The sequence below is a fragment of the Edaphocola aurantiacus genome, assembly GCF_019797745.1.
GTDB classification, from domain to species: domain Bacteria; phylum Bacteroidota; class Bacteroidia; order Chitinophagales; family Chitinophagaceae; genus Edaphocola; species Edaphocola aurantiacus.
This window is the reverse complement of record NZ_VOSI01000002.1, coordinates 348,143-369,894: the sequence shown is the minus strand read 5'-3', so window position 1 is coordinate 369,894 and position 21,752 is coordinate 348,143. Positions and strand designations below refer to the sequence as shown.

Below are 21,752 nucleotides of genomic sequence, written 5' to 3'. Positions count from 1 at the left end.
TAGGGTGTGGCATCTTATTCTCGCTAGTGCCGAATGAAGAATGCAGGTTTTGGTATGCTTGTATGATTATACTATCAGGTGCCGGAGCAATGCTTTTATACCGGTTTTAATAAGGGCGCTTCAGGCCGAGGAATATATAAAATCATAGGTGTGGTTTTTGGGTGATAGGGTTTTCTGGTTTGTTAGAGCAAAGAAACAACGTGTCTCCGTCAAGCTGTGACGCAGCAAATGATAAATTACTCAAAAGGGCTAAAAACAAGCAGGGAAGCCCTTTTGGAGCTTCCCTGCGGAACGACTAATGTTTTTGTGGTGCTATTTGATAACCTGTAATTTTTCAATTACAGTTCCTTCTTTGGTTTCGATATGGATCAGGTATAAACCGGAAGCATAATCTGTAGTAGCAAAGCTGAATTTCGGTTGATTAACCTGAGCTTGTGTCAGGACATTTCTGCCCAGCGCATCATATACGCGTATACCTTTTATAGATAGGTTACCCTTTTGCTCTACGATTACGGCACCTTGAGCAGGATTAGGATATACACTGAAAGAAGATTTCGTAACCTGCGCATCCTTGGTCGATAACATACCAGAAGTTTTACCTTGGAAGTATAATGACAGCGGGAAGTTTCCTTGTCCGCCGGCAAAGGTAGCCGCTGGTACATTGATCATAAATTTATGCGTACCTGCAGTTACAGGACCTAGGTTCAATACCCGGATGTCGATTTTATCACCAGGACACCAGTTACTGAAAGACTGCCATGTTGCATCCGATTTAGGACTGCTGCCATAGATGCCGTTACCCTGAGTGTTGTATTGTCTGAACGGCTCACAGGAGGTACGTCCCGGCTTGTACGTATGAATCAGGCTGCCGTCATAATATACATAGTGGTTGCGTCGGATATATTCTTCGCCTCCGGAGTTTGCACCATGATTAGAAGTAATCAGGAAGAAAGAAGCATCAGTCAGGTTCTGCGGTACATCAAACGTAAATGTTCTGGTTGTTTTACCCACAGTATCCGTAGCATTTGCATTATAATTATTGAATGATTCTTTAAATGCAATAGGAATAAGCACATTGTTGTTCTGTGATCCGGTAGGGCCGCTGGTCACGAAATCCAGGGATCCGTAGAATACATCGTTTCTGCCGGCACAGCCTGCCACTTGAGTATTAGCTGCATAAGGTACACCGAATAGCTCCAGTTCTACCCATATGTCATATTCCGCATTCAGTGCAGCATCACGCAAAAGGTATGCTACATTGTCCATTGTATAAGTATAGGGCACCTGCTTTGGAGATACATTTTTATTCATGAATGGAGTAATATAACGGCCTATTTCAATCCTGGACACGCTATCCGGACTGTATGTTGTATCGCCTTTAGGCACAAATGCGATGTTTACATTCCCGATACGGTCATAGTTATCACAGGCTGCCTTAATCGTTATATTCATGGTAAGGGTATTGCCGATAGATTGTAATTCCTGCGTGCTGAGCTTGCGTGCATACAGATCGTTACGGTGGCGTATAACACCAGGAGGAGGCAATGGAGTATCTACTCTGTTGGCATAGCCGTCAAAATACAGTACGGTATCAAATACCTTAATGGTTGTGGTCTGTGCGGATGCAGAGAAATGAAGGCCGCAGAACAGCAGACCCAGGAAAAGTAAAAATTTCTTCATGTACTAAATGTTTCCGCTAATATAAGGCTAATTTGATCTTTTTCTGAATCCTGCTACATTCAAAATATATTAATGTGTATAGTATTGTCAGATAATCGTAAAAAATCCCGATTTTATAACAAGAGTTCCTGATTTGACAACTGCAATGCCATTATTGTTAATAGTTTTGCAAAAAATCTTGTAATTGTGCGAAAAGTTATGTTTTTGAAAGGCCGTTCCCGTATCTGTGTACACTTAACTGTATTGTGTATAGGTTTAGCTGGGAATGGACTCTCGCAAACGGCAAATGCACAAAAGCAATCCGACTCTACCCGACATAACCTGGATGAGGTGGTGGTTACCGCACAGTACCAGCCACAGAGCCTGCGTAGATCAGTATATAAGATGCAGGTCATCGATCAGAAAAAGATCGAGGCCCGTGCAGCAACTAATGTGCAGCAGATCCTTAGCGGTGAACTTGGCATTCGTTTTACCAATGACTTGGCTTTGGGTACTGCAGACATCTCTTTAATGGGCATGAGCGGTCGTAATATCAAAATCCTGATGGACGGCGTGCCGGTATTGGATCGCGGCGATATCCGCGAGAGCCTGAACCAGATCAATGCGGCTCAGATCGAACGTATTGAAATTATAGAAGGGCCAATGTCTACTATGTATGGTACAGATGCGCTGGCCGGAGTTATTAATATTATTACTAAAAAACCAGCGGCGAAAACGCTGCAGGTCCAGGCCCAGATTGCAGAAGAGACTGCCGGTAAAGAATACAGCCCGGGCACAGGAAAAGGCCTGCACACACAGCAATTGAGTGCCGGTTGGGATAATGCCGGTTGGAGTGCTCTGGTAAGCCTGTTACATTATGATTTTGGTGGTTTCGGCGCCGATAGTATCGGCCGCAATCACAGCTGGAAGCCTAAGGAGCAGTGGTTACCATCTGTAAAACTGGGTTATCGTGCGAAGCATTGGGATGTATTTTACCGTAATGATTACCTGCTGGAACAGATTGTAGGTAAGGGTGCAATTAATACCGATATTTATAAAGCCACAACACAGACTTTTACGACAAGTCGTATGGCACATCAGGCACAGTTCAATTATCGCTGGAATCCTGATCTGTTCCTGAATGGCAATGTCAATTTTACCGATTATACAAGGTTTACCAAAACAGAACTGATCGACTATAATACCCGTACGATTTCTTTACCGCAAACCAAGGGCGCACAGGATACTGCAAAGTTCAATGCACTTAACTTTAGAACCTCGCTGGTATATAATATTAATGACAAGCTTAGCCTGCAGCCGGGGGTAGAGTATAGCCGTGATGTAGCTAGCGGAGACCGTATTGAAGGCAGACCCGAAATCAGCAATTATGCGGGTTTCCTGTCTGCAGAATACAAACCCACAGACCGTATTAATGTACGTCCTGGTGTACGATTCAATAAGAATTCTAAATACGATGCACCACCGGCATTACCTTCATTAAATACTTTATTCCGCTTCAATAATAATTTGTCCCTGCGCCTGGCCTATGCAAGAGGCTTCAGAGCTCCGTCGCTGACAGAGCTGTATTTCAACTTCCAGGATGCCAACCACAATATTGTGGGTAATGCCAATCTTAAAGCTGAATACTCTCATAGCTTTAACGGATCACTGACCTACCGCAAACCGGTAAATGATAAAAGCGTGTATTCAACAGAGGTAGGTTACTTCTATAATACCTTCGACAATCAGATTGTATTGGCGATGTCATCAGCTAATAACCAGCAATACATCTATGATAATGTTGCCAAAAACAAAACGACAGGATTCTCTCTGGCTAATAAATACACAACACAGAATATCGATTGGAAACTGGGTGGTTTATTATTAGGATTATACAATGAAGTATCTCCTAAGTTTGAACACCAGGTGTCTACTTTTAACTGGAGTCCTGAAGTGAATGTTGAAGTGATGTACCGCATCAATTCAACGAAAACAAAGATCAACTTATTTTATAAATACACAGGCAGACGTAACTCGTATATCTCATCAACAAACGCTCAGGGTGAACAGGAATTAGTGATTGGTTCTACCCAGGGGTATCACCTGGCTGACCTGAATGTACAGCAACGGATCAATTCTGTGCTGAGCATTACTGGTGGGGTGCGCAACCTGTTTAATGTAAACCAGCTGTCCAGCACCGCTTCTTCCGGATCGGTGCATGGTGGTGGGGGTAATATTGCATTTAGTTATGGTCGCTCCTGCTTCCTTGCACTGAATGTAAACTTTAGTAACAAATTAAAATAGTGAGTATGAAATATGCATTCTGGTTGACCGCGCTGGTTCTGTGTTTTGCATCTTGTGATAAAACAAAGATCGAAAATATTAAAGTTCCTGCCTCTACAGGAAATACACTTAAGGTAGATGGAATAGCCGGTTCAGAGCAAGGCTCTGCTGCTGCCAATTCCGTATTTATCGATTTCAGTAAAGATAAGCAGGGTACACTTACACGTTCGGGCTGGGATCTGGCCTTTTACTGCGGTAGCGATTTTCGTGTATTGATCAATAATACTACGGCTGCTATGGCCAAAGTGACCAATAAGACCGATATCAATGCGGTTAATAGTTCAGATGTAGCAGGTGTCAGCTTTGAGCTGGATATCGCCAATCCTTCGCCGGAAGCGTTTGCTATGATAGATGATATTGACGGAGACCTGACGAAAACGGCCATTCCGGTAGTCAGCAGCACTGAGGCAGAAAATAAAGTAATTGTCATTCATCGTGGTACAGCGGGTTCGGTTGCGGCAAGAGATCTTATAAAGATTCGTTTACAGCGTAACGTAAGCGGTGGCTATACTTTGCAGTATGCGCCGATTGATGCTACCACGTTCAATACAATTGAAATTGCCAAAAACGAGGACTATAACTTTAAATACTGGTCCTTTGAGCAGGGTGAAGTAACCGGGGAACCCAGGAAATCTGACTGGGACATTATGTGGACCATGGCGATCTATAAAACACCGCTTGGTAACGATTTCGTAGCATATGTTTTCTCTGATCTGGTAGCCATCAACTATCTCAATGGTACAATGGCTGTAGAAAAGGAATATGCAACCGCAGCAGAAGCTACAACTGCTTTTAATAATTATACCAGGGCTATGGCTGAGGCAGAAACTTTTGTCAGCGAGCGCTGGAAAATTGGTAGCAGATGGCGTAAAACCGCGGCACCAGGTGTTACTGATCCTGGCGTGATCAAGACCCGCTTCTATATTGTAAAAGACAGCCAGGGCAATTACTACAGGTTGAAGTTCCTGAGTTTCACTTCTGAAGATGGTGGAGAAAGAGGACGACCGGAGTTGAGATACGAACTGCTTCAATAATTCATACTTTATTACTTATAAATACTAAGCTTAAATCAATCATTACAATACAAAAAATCATGTTAAGAACATTAGCAATTACGGGGATTTCAGTACTGGCAGCAATCTCTGCCGCAAACGCACAAACAGCAAAAGATCAGGAAGCAATTAAAAACCTGTGCGGCTGTTTCGAAGTTAGCTTCAACTACGCAGAGACATTCACTAACGATACTACAGAAAAACAAACTGTAGGTAAGCTGAATGAGCATGCAGTAGTGGAAATGGTATTGCCTCTGGAAGCTACTCCTAAAAAATATGTAATGCAGCACTTACTGGTTGCCGGTGGTCAGGTGATCAAGCACTGGAGAGAAGACTGGGAGTTTGAAAAAGCAAACTTATGGAGCTATAACGGCGATCAGAAATGGATCAAAAAAGCACCATTAAGCGCAGCTGCTGTAAAAGGTGAGTGGACACAAACGGTATGGGAAGTAGATGATGCACCACGTTACCAGGGTACTTCTAAATGGGTAGAGACTAATGGCCAGCTTTTCTGGTTGAACACTGCAGATGCACCTTTACCTCGCAGAGAGTATACTAAACGCAGCGATTATAACGTAATGGAGCGTACCAATCGCCTGATCGTTTCTTCTAAAGGATATATGCACGAGCAGGACAATAAAAAGATCATTCGCAAAGAAGGAGCTGCTGATAATGTACTGGCATACGAAAAAGGATATAACAAATATGTGCGTGTAGAAGACAGCAAATGTGCCGCTGCCGCTAAATTCTGGACTGCTGAGAAAAAAGAATTCTGGAAAGATGTAGTAGCTGTATGGAATGAGCAAATGTCTAAAGGCAATACCCTGACCCTGGTTAAAGCGGTAGATGATAAATTAATGTATGAGGCACTGGATGTAGTTGAGCAAAAACAACTGAAAGATGCAGCACGCAAAAAAGAAATTGAAAAAGTAATGATGAAGTACATCACAATCAAATAAACTTTCTTTTCACAATGTGATGGGTACCCTGAATAGGGTACCTTTTTTTATTTCATAAATGATGGTTAATAGATGTTTTATTAATATCCTGATTCATTAAATTTGTGGAGAAATTATCTGGACGTTGGAGAGGATATAATAAAATATGATCATTTATGAATCAGATCGCCTTTTACCAATCATTGAAACAGTTTATGCCCGTCTATGTGATCAGTTTTATAGCGCTGGAATTTGCATACAATCTTTATAATAACAAGCGCTTCCTTTTAAAGGAAGTCCGCATCAATGTCCTGTCCGGTCTGTTGGTCATTGTGACCCAGACAAGTCTTCAGTATATACTGCTTGCCCGGGTTAATCCCTATTTGTATCAGCATCGTTTTATAGACCTCCCTCCGGGCTGGTACCAGTTTACTTTATGCTTCTTCCTGTACACATTCCTGCAATACTGTTCCCATTACCTGAGCCATAAAGTGCGTTTTTTCTGGTGCCTGCATGAGGTACATCACTCTGCATTACATATGAATACCTCTACGGGGGTGAGGAACTCTATATTTGACGTCATCAGTACGGATGCATTATACCTGCTTATACCTTTGTTTGGTGTAGAGCCGGTCGTCTTCGTGATCACATACTCATTGCTTAAGATCTGGGGTACATTTATACATATCAATGAAGATCTGGTGTCCAAAATACCATTGGTGAACTGGATTATGATCGACCCTTCTGCACACCATGTACATCATGCACGCAACCCGGAGTATATCGATAAGAATTACGGCGAGTTTATGAATGTATATGATAAGCTTTTCGGAACTTTTGTGGCAGAAGAGGAAAAGCCGGTATACGGCTCTATAGGCCATGAGCCCAAGGGATTCTGGGATGTACAGTTATATGCTTTCCGGAAACTGTTTGCAGAGATGCGGGCGGCAAAAACGATCCGGGAAAAATTCCTGTTGGCCCTGATGCCACCGGAGTGGAGTACTAACAGAAATGCAAAATTTCTCCGTTAAACACCCATATTTGCAATACAAGCCGCATAAATTCACTAATTTGCAAGGTTCAATAAGTTGAGTATGGCATTTAAGAAATATGTGGATATAGATAAGATCTTCCGGGATAAAAATCCGGCTGCCCATAAGTGGACGCCCAGCTTTCTGGTTAACTACATCAAGAATATTGTACATGAAGAGGATATCAACCGCTTCGAAAATGCAAATCACCATAAGTTTGAATTTGAATACCTTGATGCCGCACTGGAAGAGGTAGATGCAAAGATCACCTGGTCGGGCCTGGAAAATGTACCGGCAGATGGGGGTTGCATTATCGCCTCTAATCACCCGCTTGGTGGTATAGATGGCATGGCATTAATACAGATTGTAGGTAGAGTAAGAAAAGATATTCACTTCCTGGTTAATGACATCCTTACGCGGTTAGAAAACTTTGGTTCTCTTTTCGTGCCTGTAAATAAAGTAGGCGCTAATGCAGCCCAGAACCTGCGTCGGATAGATCAGATATATGCCGGTGGTAATGTAACGATGATCTTCCCTGCCGGACTGGTAAGCCGTAAAATAGATGGCGTGATACAGGATCTTCCCTGGAACCGCAGCTTTATCAGAAAGGCGGTACAATATAAGCAACCTGTTATCCCTGTTCTGGTACAGGGCAAACTCAGCAAATTCTTTTACCGACTCAGCAGCTTCCGTAAAATGTTAGGGATAAAGGCCAATATTGAAATGCTTTATCTCCCAAATGAAATGTATAAGCTGCGCAATAACAGTACGCACATACATTTTGGGAAGCCCATACCTTATACCGTATTTGACAATAGCCGCAAGCCGGATGAGTGGGCAGAGTGTATGAGAACATACGTATATGCAATGGGCAAAAATCCAGAACTCAGCTTTGAAGAGTATGCCCGTACCTTTGTGTACCAGCAGCCCTCAAAGGGAAAATAAGGTCATAGAGATTACAAATATTAATATTAAATTTAGACCTGAATAACTTTTAACCTATTCTATATTCTACAAGATTTTGATGGAAGAGATCATAGCACCGGTATCCAGAGCATTATTAGAGCAGGAGCTGAACGAGCATACCTTTTTGCGTAAAACCAATAAGGGAGGCAATGAAATATATATTGTAAATGCAGACAATGCTCCTAATGTATTGCTGGAGATCGGCCGCCTGCGCGAGTGGGCCTTCCGTGACGGCGGCGGGGGCACCGGAAAACCTTATGACCTGGATGAGAATGATGAAGGACCATACAGTTATCAGCAACTGATTGTATGGAACCCGGAGGATAAGGAAATTATTGGTGGATATCGTTATATTAAATGCAAGGATGCCATTGACGAAGCAGGTAAAGTACACCTGTCTACCACACACTACTTTGATTTTTCAGAACAATTTATAAAGAATTACCTGCCGGATACCATAGAATTGGGCCGCAGTTTCGTGCAACCTTTGTACCAGGGAAAAGACGGAGGTAAGAAAGGACTTTTCAGCCTGGATAATCTTTGGGATGGACTGGGAGCACTTGTAGTATTGCACCCTGATATTCAGTATTTCTTTGGTAAAGTGACCATGTACAAGACCTTCGACCTGTTGGCCAGAGATCATATTATGGCCTTTATGCAGTATTACTTCCCTGACAAGGATAATTTGCTGCAGGCAAAACCGGAGCTGAAAGTGAATATTGTGAGTCCCGTGAGTGATTTTCTGAATCAGCTTCAGGGGCAGGAGTACAAGAAAGGGCACCTACTGCTCAATAACTTTGTGAAGGAGCGTGGTGAAAATATACCTCCGCTGATCAATAACTATATGAACCTGAGTAGCACGATGAAAACATTCGATACGGCCAATAATCCTGATTTTGGAGATGTAGAGGAAACCTGTATCCTGATTACCATTAAGGATATTTTTCCGACCAAAGCGGAAAGGCATGTCGGTACTTTCCAGCAACAATAAATAATCAAAACACGATAATAAAAAGCGGCTCCTGTACAATACAGGAGCCGCTTTTTAATTGAACATCTTATTTTGTAACCGGTTCGGTTCTTACCTTTCCGGGTGTTATGCCATATTTCTTTTTGAACGCAGTAGAGAAGTGCTGGGGCGTTTTAAATCCGGTATCCAGCGCAATGTCTGCTATAGAAGCATCACTTTCCTGGAGCATTTTATAAGCCTTTTGCATTTTCAGATCGTTCCAGTAGCTGTAAACGCTGGTATCCAGTAAAGCACGGAAACCTTTTTTGAGCGTGCACTCATTAGTACCTACCTGGTGTGCCAGATCAATCAGCGAGCAGGGATGGCCTATATTGGCTTCGATAATTGCCTTTGCCTGGTAAATCTTGTCTACATGATATTTATGTACCGCAGCTTTGTCTTCAGCCGCAGATTTAAGGTAGCTTTCGATCTGGAGGAGTAAGAGTTCTTTCACCTTACTTTCGAGGAATAAATGCTGTAATGCACCACTGCGCTTACTGTCAAAGATGCTGTCGATCACCTGCTGCATCGGAACAGAAACAAGACCTTTCGTGCCGGACAATACTGCGTTTTTCTGCTCCTTTATGCGGGAGAGAAATTTGCTGAATATTGTCTCGTTAGGCAGGTAAGGAATCAGGAAAGACGGTTTGAAATTGACCTCCATGAACTTTTGCTGTTCACAACCGGAATAATGTACCTGGCCGGCATTGATATTAGTATACAGGAGTGTATGGCTGTTGCAGGACATTTCCACATCTTCTTTGAATCCATCGATCTTTACAATCCTGGATCCACAGAACTGAAACAACATTTTTACACTGGGCTCTGCATACTCATAGCTAATCAGGCGTTCGCGCATCATATCTACATTACCATAGCAGATTGAAAAGTCTTTCAGAAACACTTCCTGAACAGAGCCTTTCCCGATATGGCACACATGCATACTGCCAGCATCCTGGGCAACACATTTAGAGCAGTTTTCAAGGGTAAGTGATGGTGTATTTTCTCCTATCGTTTTCATGTCAAATCTGAATTAACTAAGTGAATCACATCACAGGCATAATCCGGCAAAGATAGTACATAAAGTCTGTTTTCGGAGTCCTGTGATACATCTGGCTTTGTCATTTTTTGTTATAAATGTTAAGAAACAATTAAATAGCTGAGATGTATAAATCCGTTTGTATTATGTATTTTGCAGTCCTTACAACCGATTTTTCATGGCATCAATAGGTATTTTCGATTCAGGCTATGGCGGGCTTACCGTGTTTAAGTCCATTGCTGCCCGTATGCCGGAGTACAACTATATTTATCTCGGCGACAATGCCCGTGCACCTTATGGAAACCGCTCTTTTGAAACGGTATATGAATATACGCTGGAATGTGTGGAATGGCTGTTTGCCGCTGGTTGCGAACTGGTGATCCTGGCCTGCAATACTGCCTCAGCAAAAGCTTTGCGTACCATTCAACAACATGACCTGCCCCGCCTAGGAGCAGAGAAGAGAGTGCTGGGCGTCATTCGCCCCACGGCAGAGGTAGTCGGACAATACTCCCGTAGTAAGCATATCGGTATATTAGGTACAATGGGTACGGTACAGTCAGAATCTTACCTGATCGAGATCAAGAACTTTGCCCCCGACATGGAAGTGCAGCAGCATGCCTGTCCTCTCTGGGTGCCATTAGTTGAGGCGAATGCCTACCAGACCGAAGCCGCACAATTGATTATACGCAGTGATGTATCACAATTGCTGGAACAGGATGAACAAATTGATGCTATACTGCTCGCCTGCACACATTATCCCATTTTAACACCCATATTACAACAATTCGTGCCGGATTCCGTTAGTATAATCAGCCAGGGCGAATTAGTAGCCGATAGTCTTGCCGATTACCTGCAAAGGCACCCGGAAATGGAGACGCGCATGGACAAGAACGGAGCGGAATTATTCTTTACCACAGGCGATGCCGGTGATTTCGAGGCACATGCCAGCCTCTTTTTTGGCAAGGAAATCAAGGCCAGAACCTGTAATGTTGTAAAGAAATAGTGAAAATTGGCCATTAAAGACCTGCTTTCATTAAACTTAAAGTAATTTAGTGCATCCAAAAGCAAAAAATATCATGATGAAAAAACTAATCGTTGCCGCTTTACTGTTCATCGGTACCGGATTTGCCGCACAGGCACAGAAATATTGTGTAATTGATTCTAAATATATCCTGGAGAAAATACCGGAATACAGTTCTGCACAAAAGCAACTGGACAATATCTCTGATGGCTGGCAGAAAGAAGTAGATGCTAAAATGCAGAGCGTAGACCAGATGTATAAAAGCTATCAGGCCGAACGTGCCATGCTTTCAGAAGCTATGAGGGCTAAAAGAGAAGAAGAGATTGTAACCAAAGAGAAAGAAGCCAAAGATCTGCAGAAGAAATATTTCGGTTATGAAGGAGAATTGTTCAAAAAACGCCAGACACTGATCAAGCCAATTCAGGATAAAGTATTTAACTCTGTTCAGTCTTATGCAGCTTCCAGAGGTTATGATATCATTTATGATAAATCGGGTGGAATTACCATATTTTACGCTGATCCTAAGCTGGATAAAAGTGAAGATATTTTAAAGATGATTACCAAAAAATAAAATATATTACTATATATTTGCACACACAAAAAACCAAATAAATTAAACAAGAAATGAGAAAAATCTTTGTATTAGCCATTGTTGGGGTTCTGATGACGATTGGCGCGAGTGCACAAAAAATCGGTTATGTAAATGCTTCTGAACTGTTAGCAACCATGCCGGATATGGTAAAGGCAAATAAAGATTTGGAGGTTTATGCCAAAACTTTTGAAGACGCTGGTAAAACAATGATGACTGAATACCAGACTAAAGCTGATGCATTCACTAAAGGTGAAAAAACAATGTCTGAAGCAGTTAAAGAAGTAAAATATAAAGAAATCATGGACCTGCAGAAACGTATTCAGGATTATGATCAATCTTCTCAGGATAAAATTGAGAAAAAACGTGAAGAATTAATCAAACCAGTACTGGAAAAAGCGCAAAAAGCGATCAAAGATTACGGTACAGCAAACGGTTATGATTACATCCTGAACTCTGAAGGTATCCTGTATGCTAAAGATGCAGATAACGTAACTGCTCAGATCAAAGCTAAATTAGGCGCTAAATAAGCCTTTAAATATTTTTTGTAAAAAGCCTCTTCTTTCTGAAGAGGTTTTTTTATTGTATGTACCTTTGTTGCCGTATATGTTGGAGCAACTGATTAATATTATAGATCGATATAACTGGCGGCACAGTAAGATTATACTGGCCGTGAGCGGAGGACTGGATAGTATGGCTATGGCCAGCCTGTTTGTTCAGGCTAAAAAATACTTTGCGCAATCGCCATACGGGCTTGCCGGTTTTGATATTGCTGTAGCACACTGCAATTTTCACCTGCGGGCAGCCGCATCAGATGCAGACGCTGCCCTGGTGCAGGAATGGTGTACTGTCCATGCAGTGCAGTACTACGGCAAAGATTTTGATACTACAGCAGTTATTGAAGCAGAAGGAGGAAATATACAACTGGTCGCACGACAATTACGCTATGACTGGTTTGAAACCCTGCGAAAAGAGATTAACTACGACTGTATCGCTACTGCCCACCATCAGCAGGATAGCGTAGAAACATTATTGATGAATTTCTTTAAAGGCACAGGTATGGCTGGTCTGCATGGTATATTGCCGGAGCAGAAATGCATTATTCGTCCTTTGTTGCCATTTACAAAAGAACAGCTTAAAACATACGCAGAAGAGATCAGTCTTGAATGGAGAGAAGATGCCAGCAATGAGAAAGATGATTATCTGCGCAATAAAGTAAGGCATCACCTGCTGCCGCAAGTGCAGGAGATTTTCCCCAATGCACAGCAAAGCCTTTTCGACAATACCCTGCGCTTCGCAGAAGCAGAAGAGTTATACCGCCAGGGTGTGGAGCGTTACCGTAAATCATTGCTGATGCAATCGGGCAAGGATTGGCGCATACCGCTGCGTAAGCTGGTACACTGCAAGCCACTGGCTACGATTACCTATGAATTGCTGAAACCATTAGGGCTTACACCGGCACAGGTGCCGGATGTGCTGCATATGATGCACAGCATTTCGGGACATTATATACCTATGGGCAATTACCGCCTGATCAAGGATCGCAATTTTTTTATCATTACAGCACGGAAAACAGAAGACAGTGGTCATATCCTGATAGAAGAAGGGCAGCAACAGATACAGGGGCCAGGTTTCGATATACAGATAAAGTCTGTCAATGAACTGCCCGTAGCGACACAGATCGGTCCAAATGATTTATATTTGAATGCAGACCAGTTGACCTTTCCGTTAATCCTGCGACCATGGAAAGAAGGAGATTATTTCTATCCCTTCGGCATGGGAATGAAGAAAAAGAAAGTCAAGAAAATACTGATCGATGCTAAAGTCCCATTGCATGAAAAAGAGCATATATGGGTACTGGAAGATAGCAAGAAAGTAGTGTGGGTGTGTGGCATGCGTAGCGATGAGCGATATAAAGTGCGTGCCGGTGCACAAAAAATAATACACCTGAGTTATTGTAAACAAGACTAATTTATTTTCGGAACATGGATATTGTTTCTTTATATAATCTATACCTGAAGCACCCGGACGTGCAAACCGATACCCGCAAACTCAAATCGGGAGATCTGTATTTTGCCCTTAAAGGAGCTAATTTTAACGGTAACCGTTTTGCAGCAACAGCTTTAGATGCCGGAGCTGCTTACTGTATCGTAGATGAAGCCGATGCTGTCGTTGATGAGCGTTGCATTTTAGTGACAGATGTATTGGAGACCCTGCAACAACTGGCCCTGCATCATCGTCGTCAATTCTCCATCCCTTTTATTGCCATTACCGGTACCAATGGTAAGACAACGACTAAAGAACTGGTGACAAAAGTGCTGTCGGCAAAGTATTTTACCTATGCTACAGAAGGCAACCTAAACAATCATATCGGCGTGCCGCTGACCATACTCAAAATCAGGAAAGATGCAGAAATGGCCATTATAGAGATGGGGGCCAATCACCAGAAAGAAATCGCCTTTTACTGCACCATCGCTGAACCGGATTTTGGTCTTATCAATAATGTAGGGAAAGCCCACCTGGAAGGTTTTGGTAGTGTGGAAGGGGTGCGTAAAGCCAAAGGTGAGTTATATGATTATATACGTGAACATCAGGGGACGATCTTTATCAACAGCGATCTGGATTACCTGGGCGAAATGGCTCAGGGCATAGCCCATCAATATACATACGGTACGACAAATGCTAAAATTATCGGCAAGCCCTTGCAAAGCAGCGGACTGCTAAAGCTGGCCGTACTGAGCTCGGGTATGGAAACCACCATACAAACCCAATTGGTAGGAGATTATAACCTACCCAATGTGCTTGCTGCCGTAGCGATCGGTACCTATTTCGATATGGATATTGATACCATCAAATCGGCATTGGAAGCTTACCAACCCTCTAACAGCCGCTCACAATTACTCGAAAAAGGAACCAACACTATTATACTGGATGCCTACAATGCCAATCCGAGTAGTATGAAACTGGCACTGGAAAATATGGCTACCCTGCATACAGACAAAAGCAAATGGTTATTGCTGGGTGCTATGAAGGAAATGGGAGAGAGTTGCTATGAGGAGCATAAATCGCTGGTCGATCTTGCAAAGCATCTTAATTTTGAGCAGGTGCTGCTGGTCGGCGAGGAGTTTGAATCGGTGAAGGACCAGTACCAATGGTTTGCTACATCTGCAGAGGCCTATGACTGGATCAGTCGTAACCCTATTGTCAATAGCGTGATCCTGGTAAAAGGCTCCCGCGGTTCCAAAATGGAAGTAGTGCTGGAGGCCCTTTAGCCTGAACTTTAATTAATAAATAATCCCCTTTATGGATCAGCAGATCGAGATCGTAGGTTACCTGGCTATGGCCTTCCTGGTTATCTCATTTATGCCCAGGCAATTGAAAATCGTACGTATCATCAACCTGGTGGGCTGCATCTTATTCGTGGCTTACGGTATCCTTCTGGGTTGGAAAATGCCCATCATTATCTCCAATGGCCTGATCGGGATCATACAGATCTATCATTTAATTTTTCCTAAGAAAACAGCCTGATTGCTGCTATTATATGCTGACCGGTACCTTATGGTGCCGGTTTTTTTTGTGATAAAATTGTAAAAAAATAAACCAATTAAACGTTTGTTTAGTTTTTTGTTTTACTTTTGCTTTTCAAACAAACGTTTAATTACTATGGAAAGTCAGTATAACGATAAGCAGTTGCACCTCATGGAGGTAGCATTGCGGCTCTTTGCTGACCAGGGTTTCACTAAAACCTCGGTACGTAATATTGCCGATGAGGCTGGTGTTAATCTTGCGATGATCTCTTATTATTTCGGGTCCAAACAAGAACTGCTGGAAGCTATTTTCGATCAGCATTTAAGCGAAAAGACCTCTAAGATTGATGCTATTATCGCTAATGATAAGCTGGAACCCTTCCAGATGATCGAGCGTTTTGTAGATTTCTTTGTGACCTCATTCTATAAAAGCCGCCAGTTCAATAAGATCATGATCCGCGAAACGACTAAAGAAGTGGATAAGGATTCTGTGATTTTTGCTAAAGTGGTGAAGAGCCGGATGGAAAACCGTAAAACCATAGAATCTGTGATCAGAAAAGGACAGATGACTGGTCTGTTTCGTAAAGATATTGACGTAATAATGCTGGCGTGCGTAATGATCGGGGCCATAAATCAGGTGATCTCCAATACTCCGTATTACAGCCTGGTATATAATATTCCTGATGATAACGAAGAGCTGTACCAGCAGAAAGTGGTGAAAAAATTAAGTAAAGAATTAAAAATAATGCTAAAAGCATATTTAACCAATGATACAGAAAAATAGATTATCCGTATGTGCATTTGCGGCGCTGATGACTTTTAGTACAGTTGCCGGCGCTCAGGAGCAGCGCAATATGGGCCTTACTGAAGCCATTGAATTGGGTATTCAGAACAACAAAGCATTGAAAAGAAGCAACATTGCTGTGGACAAGGCTTCTGCTCAACTGGAAGAAGCACGTGATCGTCGCCTGCCGGATCTGAAGATCAACGGGCAATACATGCGACTGAATACACCGACTGTAACAGGACCACTACTGAAGGCCATGTCTTCAGAAGATGATGGAGGACAGTCTGAGGGTGGAAGTATTAAAGTAAACCAGATTGCCTTAGGGATGGCGACAGCATCTGTTCCGATTTATGCAGGTGGCAAAATCAATAATGGTGTACAGGCAGCAAAATACCTGCAAAAAGCAGCAGTGCTGGATGTAGAACATCAGAAAGATGCAGTTGTAGAAAATACCATTGAAGCGTATTACAACCTGTATAAAGCGCAAACATACCTGGACCTGGTAAAAGAGCATTTAAAGACCGCACAACAAAGGGTTGTAGACTTTTCTAATCTGGAAAAGAACGGCCTGATTCCGAGAAATGACCTGCTGAACATTCAGCTGCAGGAAAAAAACATGGAATTATCAGTGCTCGATGCAGAGAACAATAAAATGATCGCAAACTATAATTTCGATCTGATGGTGGGTATTAATGAGCAGACTGATGTAACGATTACCGGAGATAAAGAAGTGATACAACCAGAAGCGCAATCTATGGATTACTATGAATCTGCAGCGCTGGCCAACCGTTCCGATATGAAAGCCCTGGACAATAGAGCTCAGGCAGCGGCATATAATACCAAAGTTACAAAAGGTGGCTACCTGCCTACAATAGCAGCCAGTGGCGGTTATGCAGCAGTAGATATACATGATGCGCTTACCGTAACCAATGCGATGAATGTTGGTGTAGGACTGAGTTACAATATAGCAGATCTGTATAAAAACAAAGCGAAGGTAAAGCAGAGTGTAGCACAGCAGGAAGATATACGCCTGGCTCAGGAAGAACTGAAAGATGGTGTAAAACTGCAGACACATAAAGCATACCAGGATTACCTGGAGAGCGTGAAGAAAGTAGAAGTATTGTCCCGCGCTATTGACCTCGCAAATGAGAACTACAAGATCGTAAAAAATAAGTACGACAATAGCCTGGCTACCGCAACCGAATTACTGGATGCTGATGCCAGCAAACTGCAGGCTAACGTAAACTACGAATTCGCTAAAGTAGACAGCAAAGTGGCTTATCAGAAATTACTGCTCACTACCGGTACACTGTACCAGTCTTATTATCCTCAAAAAAAATAATTCATTTAAAAAATAAAGTACAATAAATATCAAAATGAAAAATAATCAAGCACAACACGACGTGGAAACTGCTTCAAAGAAAAAGCAAAGCAAAAAATTTGCAGTCATATTCGGGGCGTTGGTAATATTAGGCGGTGGTTACGGTTTCTATAAATACTCAGAAGGACAGAAACATGAAGATACAGATGACGCACAGATCAGTAGCCGTATCAGTCCGGTAATTCCGCGCGTAGGAGGTTATGTTGCCGATATTAGAGTTCAGGATAACCAGATGGTTAAGAAAGGAGATACACTAGTTATCCTTGATGACAGAGATTACGTAGTTAAACTGGAAGAGGCGCAAGCCCGACTGGTATCTGCAAAAAGTAATGTCAGCGTAGCTGCAGCAGGTTCTTCTGTTACAGAGACCAATGTAATTTCATCACAAGCCAATACCGGTACTATCGATGCACAGATCGAAAGTGCAAAAGTAAACCTGTGGAGAACACAGAAAGATTATGAGCGTTTCCAGAATCTGATCAAAGATCACTCTGTTACACAACAACAGTTTGAGCAGGCAGAGGCCGCATACCAGATTGCACAGAAACAATTGGGTATTCTGAATGCACAGAAACAAGCAGCAATGAAGCAAACTGCTTCTGTAGCTTCTCAGAGTGGTATAAACCGCGGTCAGGTAGCAGTAGCTAATGCAGCAATTGCTCAGGCCGAAGCAGGCATCGCTTCTGCAGAACTGAATCTGAGCTATACCGTAATCTTAGCCCCTGTAGATGGTTATGTAGGTACAGTAAATATCCAGCCTGGTCAAATGGTACAACCTGGACAGTCTTTATTTCAGATTATCCCAGATGATAAAAAATGGGTAGTAGCGAACTTTAAAGAAACACAGCTGACCAAAATGAAAATCGGACAGCGCGTAACGGTAACGGTAGACGCATTCCCTGGTCAGAAACTGGAAGGCACACTGACCTCTTTCTCACCGGCAACAGGTGCAAAAACATCTCTGTTACCTCCGGATAATGCTTCTGGTAACTTTGTAAAAACCGTACAAAGAGTTCCGGTAAGAATCGACTTTACCGATAAGGTAAGCCCGGATTTCCTGAAGAAATTAAGTTCAGGTATGAGCGTATTTGTCGATGTGCATTTGAAATAATTATTTAATCATCCATTCAAAATTTTATGGAACAAGATTCTTTAGTAGAGTACGGCAGCAGGCGGGTGATTATCGTAGTTACCGCTATCATGTGTGCGCTCTTAGAAATCGTGGATACGACGATCGTGAATGTGGCCCTGAATGAAATGAAAGGCAATATGGGCGCAACATTGAGCGAGATCGGCTGGGTGATTACTGCATATGCCATCGGTAATGTAATCATTATCCCGATGACAAGCTGGTTGTCACAACAGTTTGGCCGTCGTAACTATTTTGCCGGATCTGTTATTCTCTTTACCATATGTTCTTTATTATGTGGTAATGCGTCAACGATGTGGGAGCTGGTATTGTTCCGCTTCCTGCAGGGTGTCGGTGGCGGTGCCTTACTCGTAACTTCTCAGACAATTATTACCGAGGTATTCCCTAAAGAAAAGCGCGGTATGGCTCAGGCCTTATATGGTATGGGTGTAATTATCGGCCCTACTTTAGGACCACCATTAGGCGGATACCTGGTAGAGAACTACAGCTGGCCTTATATCTTTTATATCAATATTCCTTTAGGGATTATCGCGGCTATACTGGCATTGCAATATGTACGTAATCCGAACTATGGTGGTACCAAAAAAAGCGCAAAACAAGTTGACTGGTGGGGAATAATATTCCTTACCGCCGCAGTAGGCTGTCTGCAGTTTGTGCTGGAAAGGGGGCAGGAATCTGACTGGTTCAGTGATCCGACGATCCTGATCACATCCATTGTATCAGCAGTAAGTTTCTATCTGTTCATCTGGAGAGAAATGACCTGTGCCAACCCTATTGTAAACCTCAAGGTGCTGAAGGATGGTAACCTTAAGATCGGGGTAGTACTTACCTTTATCCTCGGATTCGGACTCTATGGTTCCACATTCATTATCCCGTTATACCTGCAGAGCTCTTTAGGCTGGACCGCCTTCCAGGCAGGTCTGATCATGGTTCCGGCAGCATTAATGACCGCCTTCATGATGCCTATTGTAGGCCAGATGATCCAGAGAGGAGTAAAGCAGCAATATATTGCCGCTACAGGATTTTTTCTCTTCTTTATCTACAGCGTATGGGGGCACAACATCCTTACACCGGATACCGGTAAAGAACACTTCTTCTGGTTACTGATGTTCCGTGGCTTCGCTTTAAGTATGCTGTTCATCCCGATCACCACACTTTCACTGAGTACATTGAAAGGAAAAGAGATCGGAGAGGGTGCTTCCTTTACGGGTATGATGCGTCAGTTGGGCGGATCGTTTGGTGTGGCACTGATTACAACATATATGAGCCATCAGAACGCCGTGCACCGAATGGATATGATTGGTCATATACGCCCGGATAATCTTGCATTCCAGCAACGATTTGACGGTATGGTCGCACAATTTATGAGTTCAGGTAGTCCTTTGAATATAGCAAGACAAATGGCATACACTGCACTGGAAGGAAATATCATGAAACAGTCAGTAGTATTATCCTACATGGATGTATTTATGGGCATTGGTATTGTATTCCTGGTGGGTATCCCGATTATACTTTTTGCAAAAAGCAGTAAAGCAAAGGTAGATATGAGCAATATGCATTAGCATATTGCTCATATGCATTATAAGCATTCTGGAATATTTCGATTATCTTTACTGCTTATAAAATTTCCTTTTATAATGAAATATGTTTATACGCTTCTGGTCATTTTATGCAGCATAGGCGGCAAAGTAATGGCACAACCCGTATCTGCTTACACCAACTTTCAGAACCAGTTTATGGTTTGGGATAATGGCATTGACCGTAAAATTGAAAGCCTGCTTCCGGTTCGGTATGATATAGGCAGAGTGGCCATTCCTTACCTGGACAATACCCGCAATTTTAAAATTTACAGCAAAGGTGGAGTACAACTGATCAACCAGGGCTTTACATCCGATTTTAAAGTGACTGACAACCTGGTTGCATATCGTAATAACAATGCCCTGTTTGTATGGGAAAACGGCACAACGACAAGGCTGTCCAATTATATGTCTACCTATGCAGTAGGGGATAGTGTAGTGCTCTTCTTCGATAATGTACGTTCCCTGTACAAGGCATATTACGGTGGCAATATTGTAGAGATTGAATCCTTCCTGGGTGGAGGAAATACCCTGGATATTGATACCAGTGTAGTAAATGATGGCCTGAGCATTGCAGATGGGCAGTTGCCTTCTGTAAAAGTATCGGACAATATTGCTGCATTTGTAAACTATGCCAATCGCTTTAAAGTTTTTTATAAGGGTGAGCTGAATGAACTGGAAACCTATACTGTTACCAGCTTCGACGTGGGTCGTAATGTGGTTCCTTATGTAGATGCTAACCGTAACTTTAAAGTGTTCTATAAAGGAGAGGTTACCGAGCTGGAATCTTTTACACCGACGAGCTATAAAGCCGGAGATAACCTGGTTGCTTATGTAAGCAATGACGGCTATTTTAAAATATTCTATAATGGAGCAACCAATACTGTAGGCTATTTCAACCCTGATTATAAAGTCGGAGATAATGTAGTGGCCTATAAGGATGCGAGTGGTTATTTTAAAGTATTCTACAAAGGAAAGATCTATACCCTGGATGCATATTACCCGCAATCCTATAAGGTAGCTTACAACTCACTGGCCTATGTGAATACTGCCAATGTACTGCGTGTGTTTACCGAAGGCGATATTTTTGACGTGACCAGTGCTTCCGTAGCAGAATGGAGATTGGACTATGATGTGATCCAGTACCGTTTCGGTCAGAATATGTACAAAGTATTCTATAAAGGCAAAACATTCTAAAGACTGATTACTTTATATAAAAATGGCACTATCTCTGATAGTGCCATTTTTATATAAAGTAATCAGACTATCCACATTTAGGTAACTCTTTTATTCGTCCTTTTGTCCGGCAACAAAAGGACCAAAAATGCCTTTGTTTTCATCAAGGCGATTGCATAGCACCGCCATTTTGTACCATTGCGTGCATTGATCGTCTGAGCTTAACATATGATGCGTTCGATGCTCAACGATCGCATCTCCACTCCAAAATGGCTATCGCTGTGATGAAAACAAGTAAGCGATCCTTACAGAACAGATCGCTGGCCTTATAAATCCGGCGTTAATAAAATCATTGGCTCGGTCGATAAAGTTGCAAACCACTGTCTGAGCGCAGCGAGTCTGGTTTGGGACCGGCCGACACATTGATTTTTAGCCAGGGATTTATACAGCCTTGATTTTTGGGCGCTACCTTTTGCATCAAGGCAAAAGGTAGCAAAAGATATAAAT

At 42.5% G+C, this 21,752-nt stretch carries 19 protein-coding genes; 17 read left to right on the top strand and 2 right to left on the bottom strand.

Going from position 1 to position 21,752, the window contains the following annotated elements; genetic code table 11:
• Nucleotides 1-312 precede the first annotated feature (312 nt).
• Nucleotides 313-1,680, bottom strand: a complete 1,368-nt coding sequence (locus FTD44_RS06205) for a peptide-N-glycosidase F-related protein (RefSeq protein WP_222165649.1) — start codon at nucleotides 1,678-1,680, stop codon at nucleotides 313-315.
• A gap of 186 nt (nucleotides 1,681-1,866) precedes the next feature.
• On the opposite strand from FTD44_RS06205, the gene FTD44_RS06200 reads away from it, so the two are divergent.
• The 6 genes from FTD44_RS06200 to FTD44_RS06175 all read left to right on the top strand — a co-directional run bounded on the left by FTD44_RS06200 (nucleotide 1,867) and on the right by FTD44_RS06175 (nucleotide 8,980).
• The gene (locus FTD44_RS06200; RefSeq protein ID WP_222165648.1) at nucleotides 1,867-3,963 is read left to right on the top strand and encodes a TonB-dependent receptor plug domain-containing protein; all 2,097 of its coding nucleotides are present in this window, start codon (nucleotides 1,867-1,869) and stop codon (nucleotides 3,961-3,963) included.
• 5 nt (nucleotides 3,964-3,968) lie between these two features.
• On the top strand, nucleotides 3,969-5,036 hold the full coding sequence (locus FTD44_RS06195; RefSeq protein WP_222165647.1) for an HmuY family protein: 1,068 nt from the start codon (nucleotides 3,969-3,971) through the stop codon (nucleotides 5,034-5,036).
• 59 nt (nucleotides 5,037-5,095) lie between these two features.
• Entirely contained in the window at nucleotides 5,096-6,013 is a 918-nt protein-coding gene (locus FTD44_RS06190; protein WP_222165646.1) for a DUF6607 family protein, read from the top strand.
• Between the two features lie 155 nt (nucleotides 6,014-6,168).
• Nucleotides 6,169-7,023 carry a sterol desaturase family protein gene (locus FTD44_RS06185; protein ID WP_222165645.1) on the top strand — a complete coding sequence of 285 codons (855 nt, stop codon included), beginning with the start codon at nucleotides 6,169-6,171 and terminating at the stop codon, nucleotides 7,021-7,023.
• Between the two features lie 63 nt (nucleotides 7,024-7,086).
• On the top strand, nucleotides 7,087-7,968 hold the full coding sequence (locus FTD44_RS06180) for a 1-acyl-sn-glycerol-3-phosphate acyltransferase (RefSeq protein ID WP_222165644.1): 882 nt from the start codon (nucleotides 7,087-7,089) through the stop codon (nucleotides 7,966-7,968).
• A gap of 79 nt (nucleotides 7,969-8,047) precedes the next feature.
• Nucleotides 8,048-8,980, top strand: coding sequence for a GNAT family N-acetyltransferase (locus FTD44_RS06175; protein ID WP_222165643.1), 933 nt, complete (start codon nucleotides 8,048-8,050; stop codon nucleotides 8,978-8,980).
• A 67-nt stretch (nucleotides 8,981-9,047) separates the two neighbouring features.
• Here the strand turns inward: FTD44_RS06175 and FTD44_RS06170 are convergent, their stop codons facing one another.
• Entirely contained in the window at nucleotides 9,048-10,019 is a 972-nt protein-coding gene (locus tag FTD44_RS06170; protein ID WP_222165642.1) for a helix-turn-helix domain-containing protein, read from the bottom strand.
• Nucleotides 10,020-10,215: 196 nt separating this feature from the next.
• Here FTD44_RS06170 and murI point away from each other — a divergent pair, with 196 nt between their 5' ends.
• The 11 genes from murI to FTD44_RS06115 all read left to right on the top strand — a co-directional run bounded on the left by murI (nucleotide 10,216) and on the right by FTD44_RS06115 (nucleotide 21,266).
• The gene (murI, locus tag FTD44_RS06165) at nucleotides 10,216-11,040 is read left to right on the top strand and encodes a glutamate racemase (RefSeq protein ID WP_222165641.1); all 825 of its coding nucleotides are present in this window, start codon (nucleotides 10,216-10,218) and stop codon (nucleotides 11,038-11,040) included.
• Between the two features lie 73 nt (nucleotides 11,041-11,113).
• Entirely contained in the window at nucleotides 11,114-11,629 is a 516-nt protein-coding gene (locus FTD44_RS06160; protein ID WP_237559463.1) for an OmpH family outer membrane protein, read from the top strand.
• A gap of 53 nt (nucleotides 11,630-11,682) precedes the next feature.
• Nucleotides 11,683-12,177 (top strand): OmpH family outer membrane protein, encoded by a 495-nt coding sequence (locus FTD44_RS06155; protein WP_222165640.1) that lies wholly within the window; start codon nucleotides 11,683-11,685, stop codon nucleotides 12,175-12,177.
• A 76-nt stretch (nucleotides 12,178-12,253) separates the two neighbouring features.
• Nucleotides 12,254-13,618 carry a tRNA lysidine(34) synthetase TilS gene (gene tilS / locus FTD44_RS06150; protein ID WP_222165639.1) on the top strand — a complete coding sequence of 455 codons (1,365 nt, stop codon included), beginning with the start codon at nucleotides 12,254-12,256 and terminating at the stop codon, nucleotides 13,616-13,618.
• A gap of 14 nt (nucleotides 13,619-13,632) precedes the next feature.
• A complete protein-coding gene (locus FTD44_RS06145; RefSeq protein ID WP_222165638.1) occupies nucleotides 13,633-14,919 on the top strand; it encodes a UDP-N-acetylmuramoyl-tripeptide--D-alanyl-D-alanine ligase in 1,287 nt (428 codons plus the stop codon).
• Between the two features lie 31 nt (nucleotides 14,920-14,950).
• Complete coding sequence (locus FTD44_RS06140; protein WP_129020175.1) at nucleotides 14,951-15,175, top strand: uroporphyrinogen decarboxylase; 225 nt, start codon at nucleotides 14,951-14,953, stop codon at nucleotides 15,173-15,175.
• Nucleotides 15,176-15,310: 135 nt separating this feature from the next.
• On the top strand, nucleotides 15,311-15,958 hold the full coding sequence (locus FTD44_RS06135; protein WP_222165637.1) for a TetR/AcrR family transcriptional regulator: 648 nt from the start codon (nucleotides 15,311-15,313) through the stop codon (nucleotides 15,956-15,958).
• Nucleotides 15,942-17,303, top strand: coding sequence for a TolC family protein (locus FTD44_RS06130; RefSeq protein ID WP_222165636.1), 1,362 nt, complete (start codon nucleotides 15,942-15,944; stop codon nucleotides 17,301-17,303). The genes FTD44_RS06135 and FTD44_RS06130 overlap by 17 nt, the downstream gene beginning before the upstream one ends.
• Before the next feature lie 34 nt (nucleotides 17,304-17,337).
• Nucleotides 17,338-18,453, top strand: a complete 1,116-nt coding sequence (locus FTD44_RS06125) for an HlyD family secretion protein (RefSeq protein WP_222165635.1) — start codon at nucleotides 17,338-17,340, stop codon at nucleotides 18,451-18,453.
• A 26-nt stretch (nucleotides 18,454-18,479) separates the two neighbouring features.
• On the top strand, nucleotides 18,480-20,054 hold the full coding sequence (locus tag FTD44_RS06120) for a DHA2 family efflux MFS transporter permease subunit (protein ID WP_222165634.1): 1,575 nt from the start codon (nucleotides 18,480-18,482) through the stop codon (nucleotides 20,052-20,054).
• Nucleotides 20,055-20,129: 75 nt separating this feature from the next.
• A complete protein-coding gene (locus FTD44_RS06115) occupies nucleotides 20,130-21,266 on the top strand; it encodes a hypothetical protein (protein ID WP_222165633.1) in 1,137 nt (378 codons plus the stop codon).
• Nucleotides 21,267-21,752: the final 486 nt, after the last annotated feature.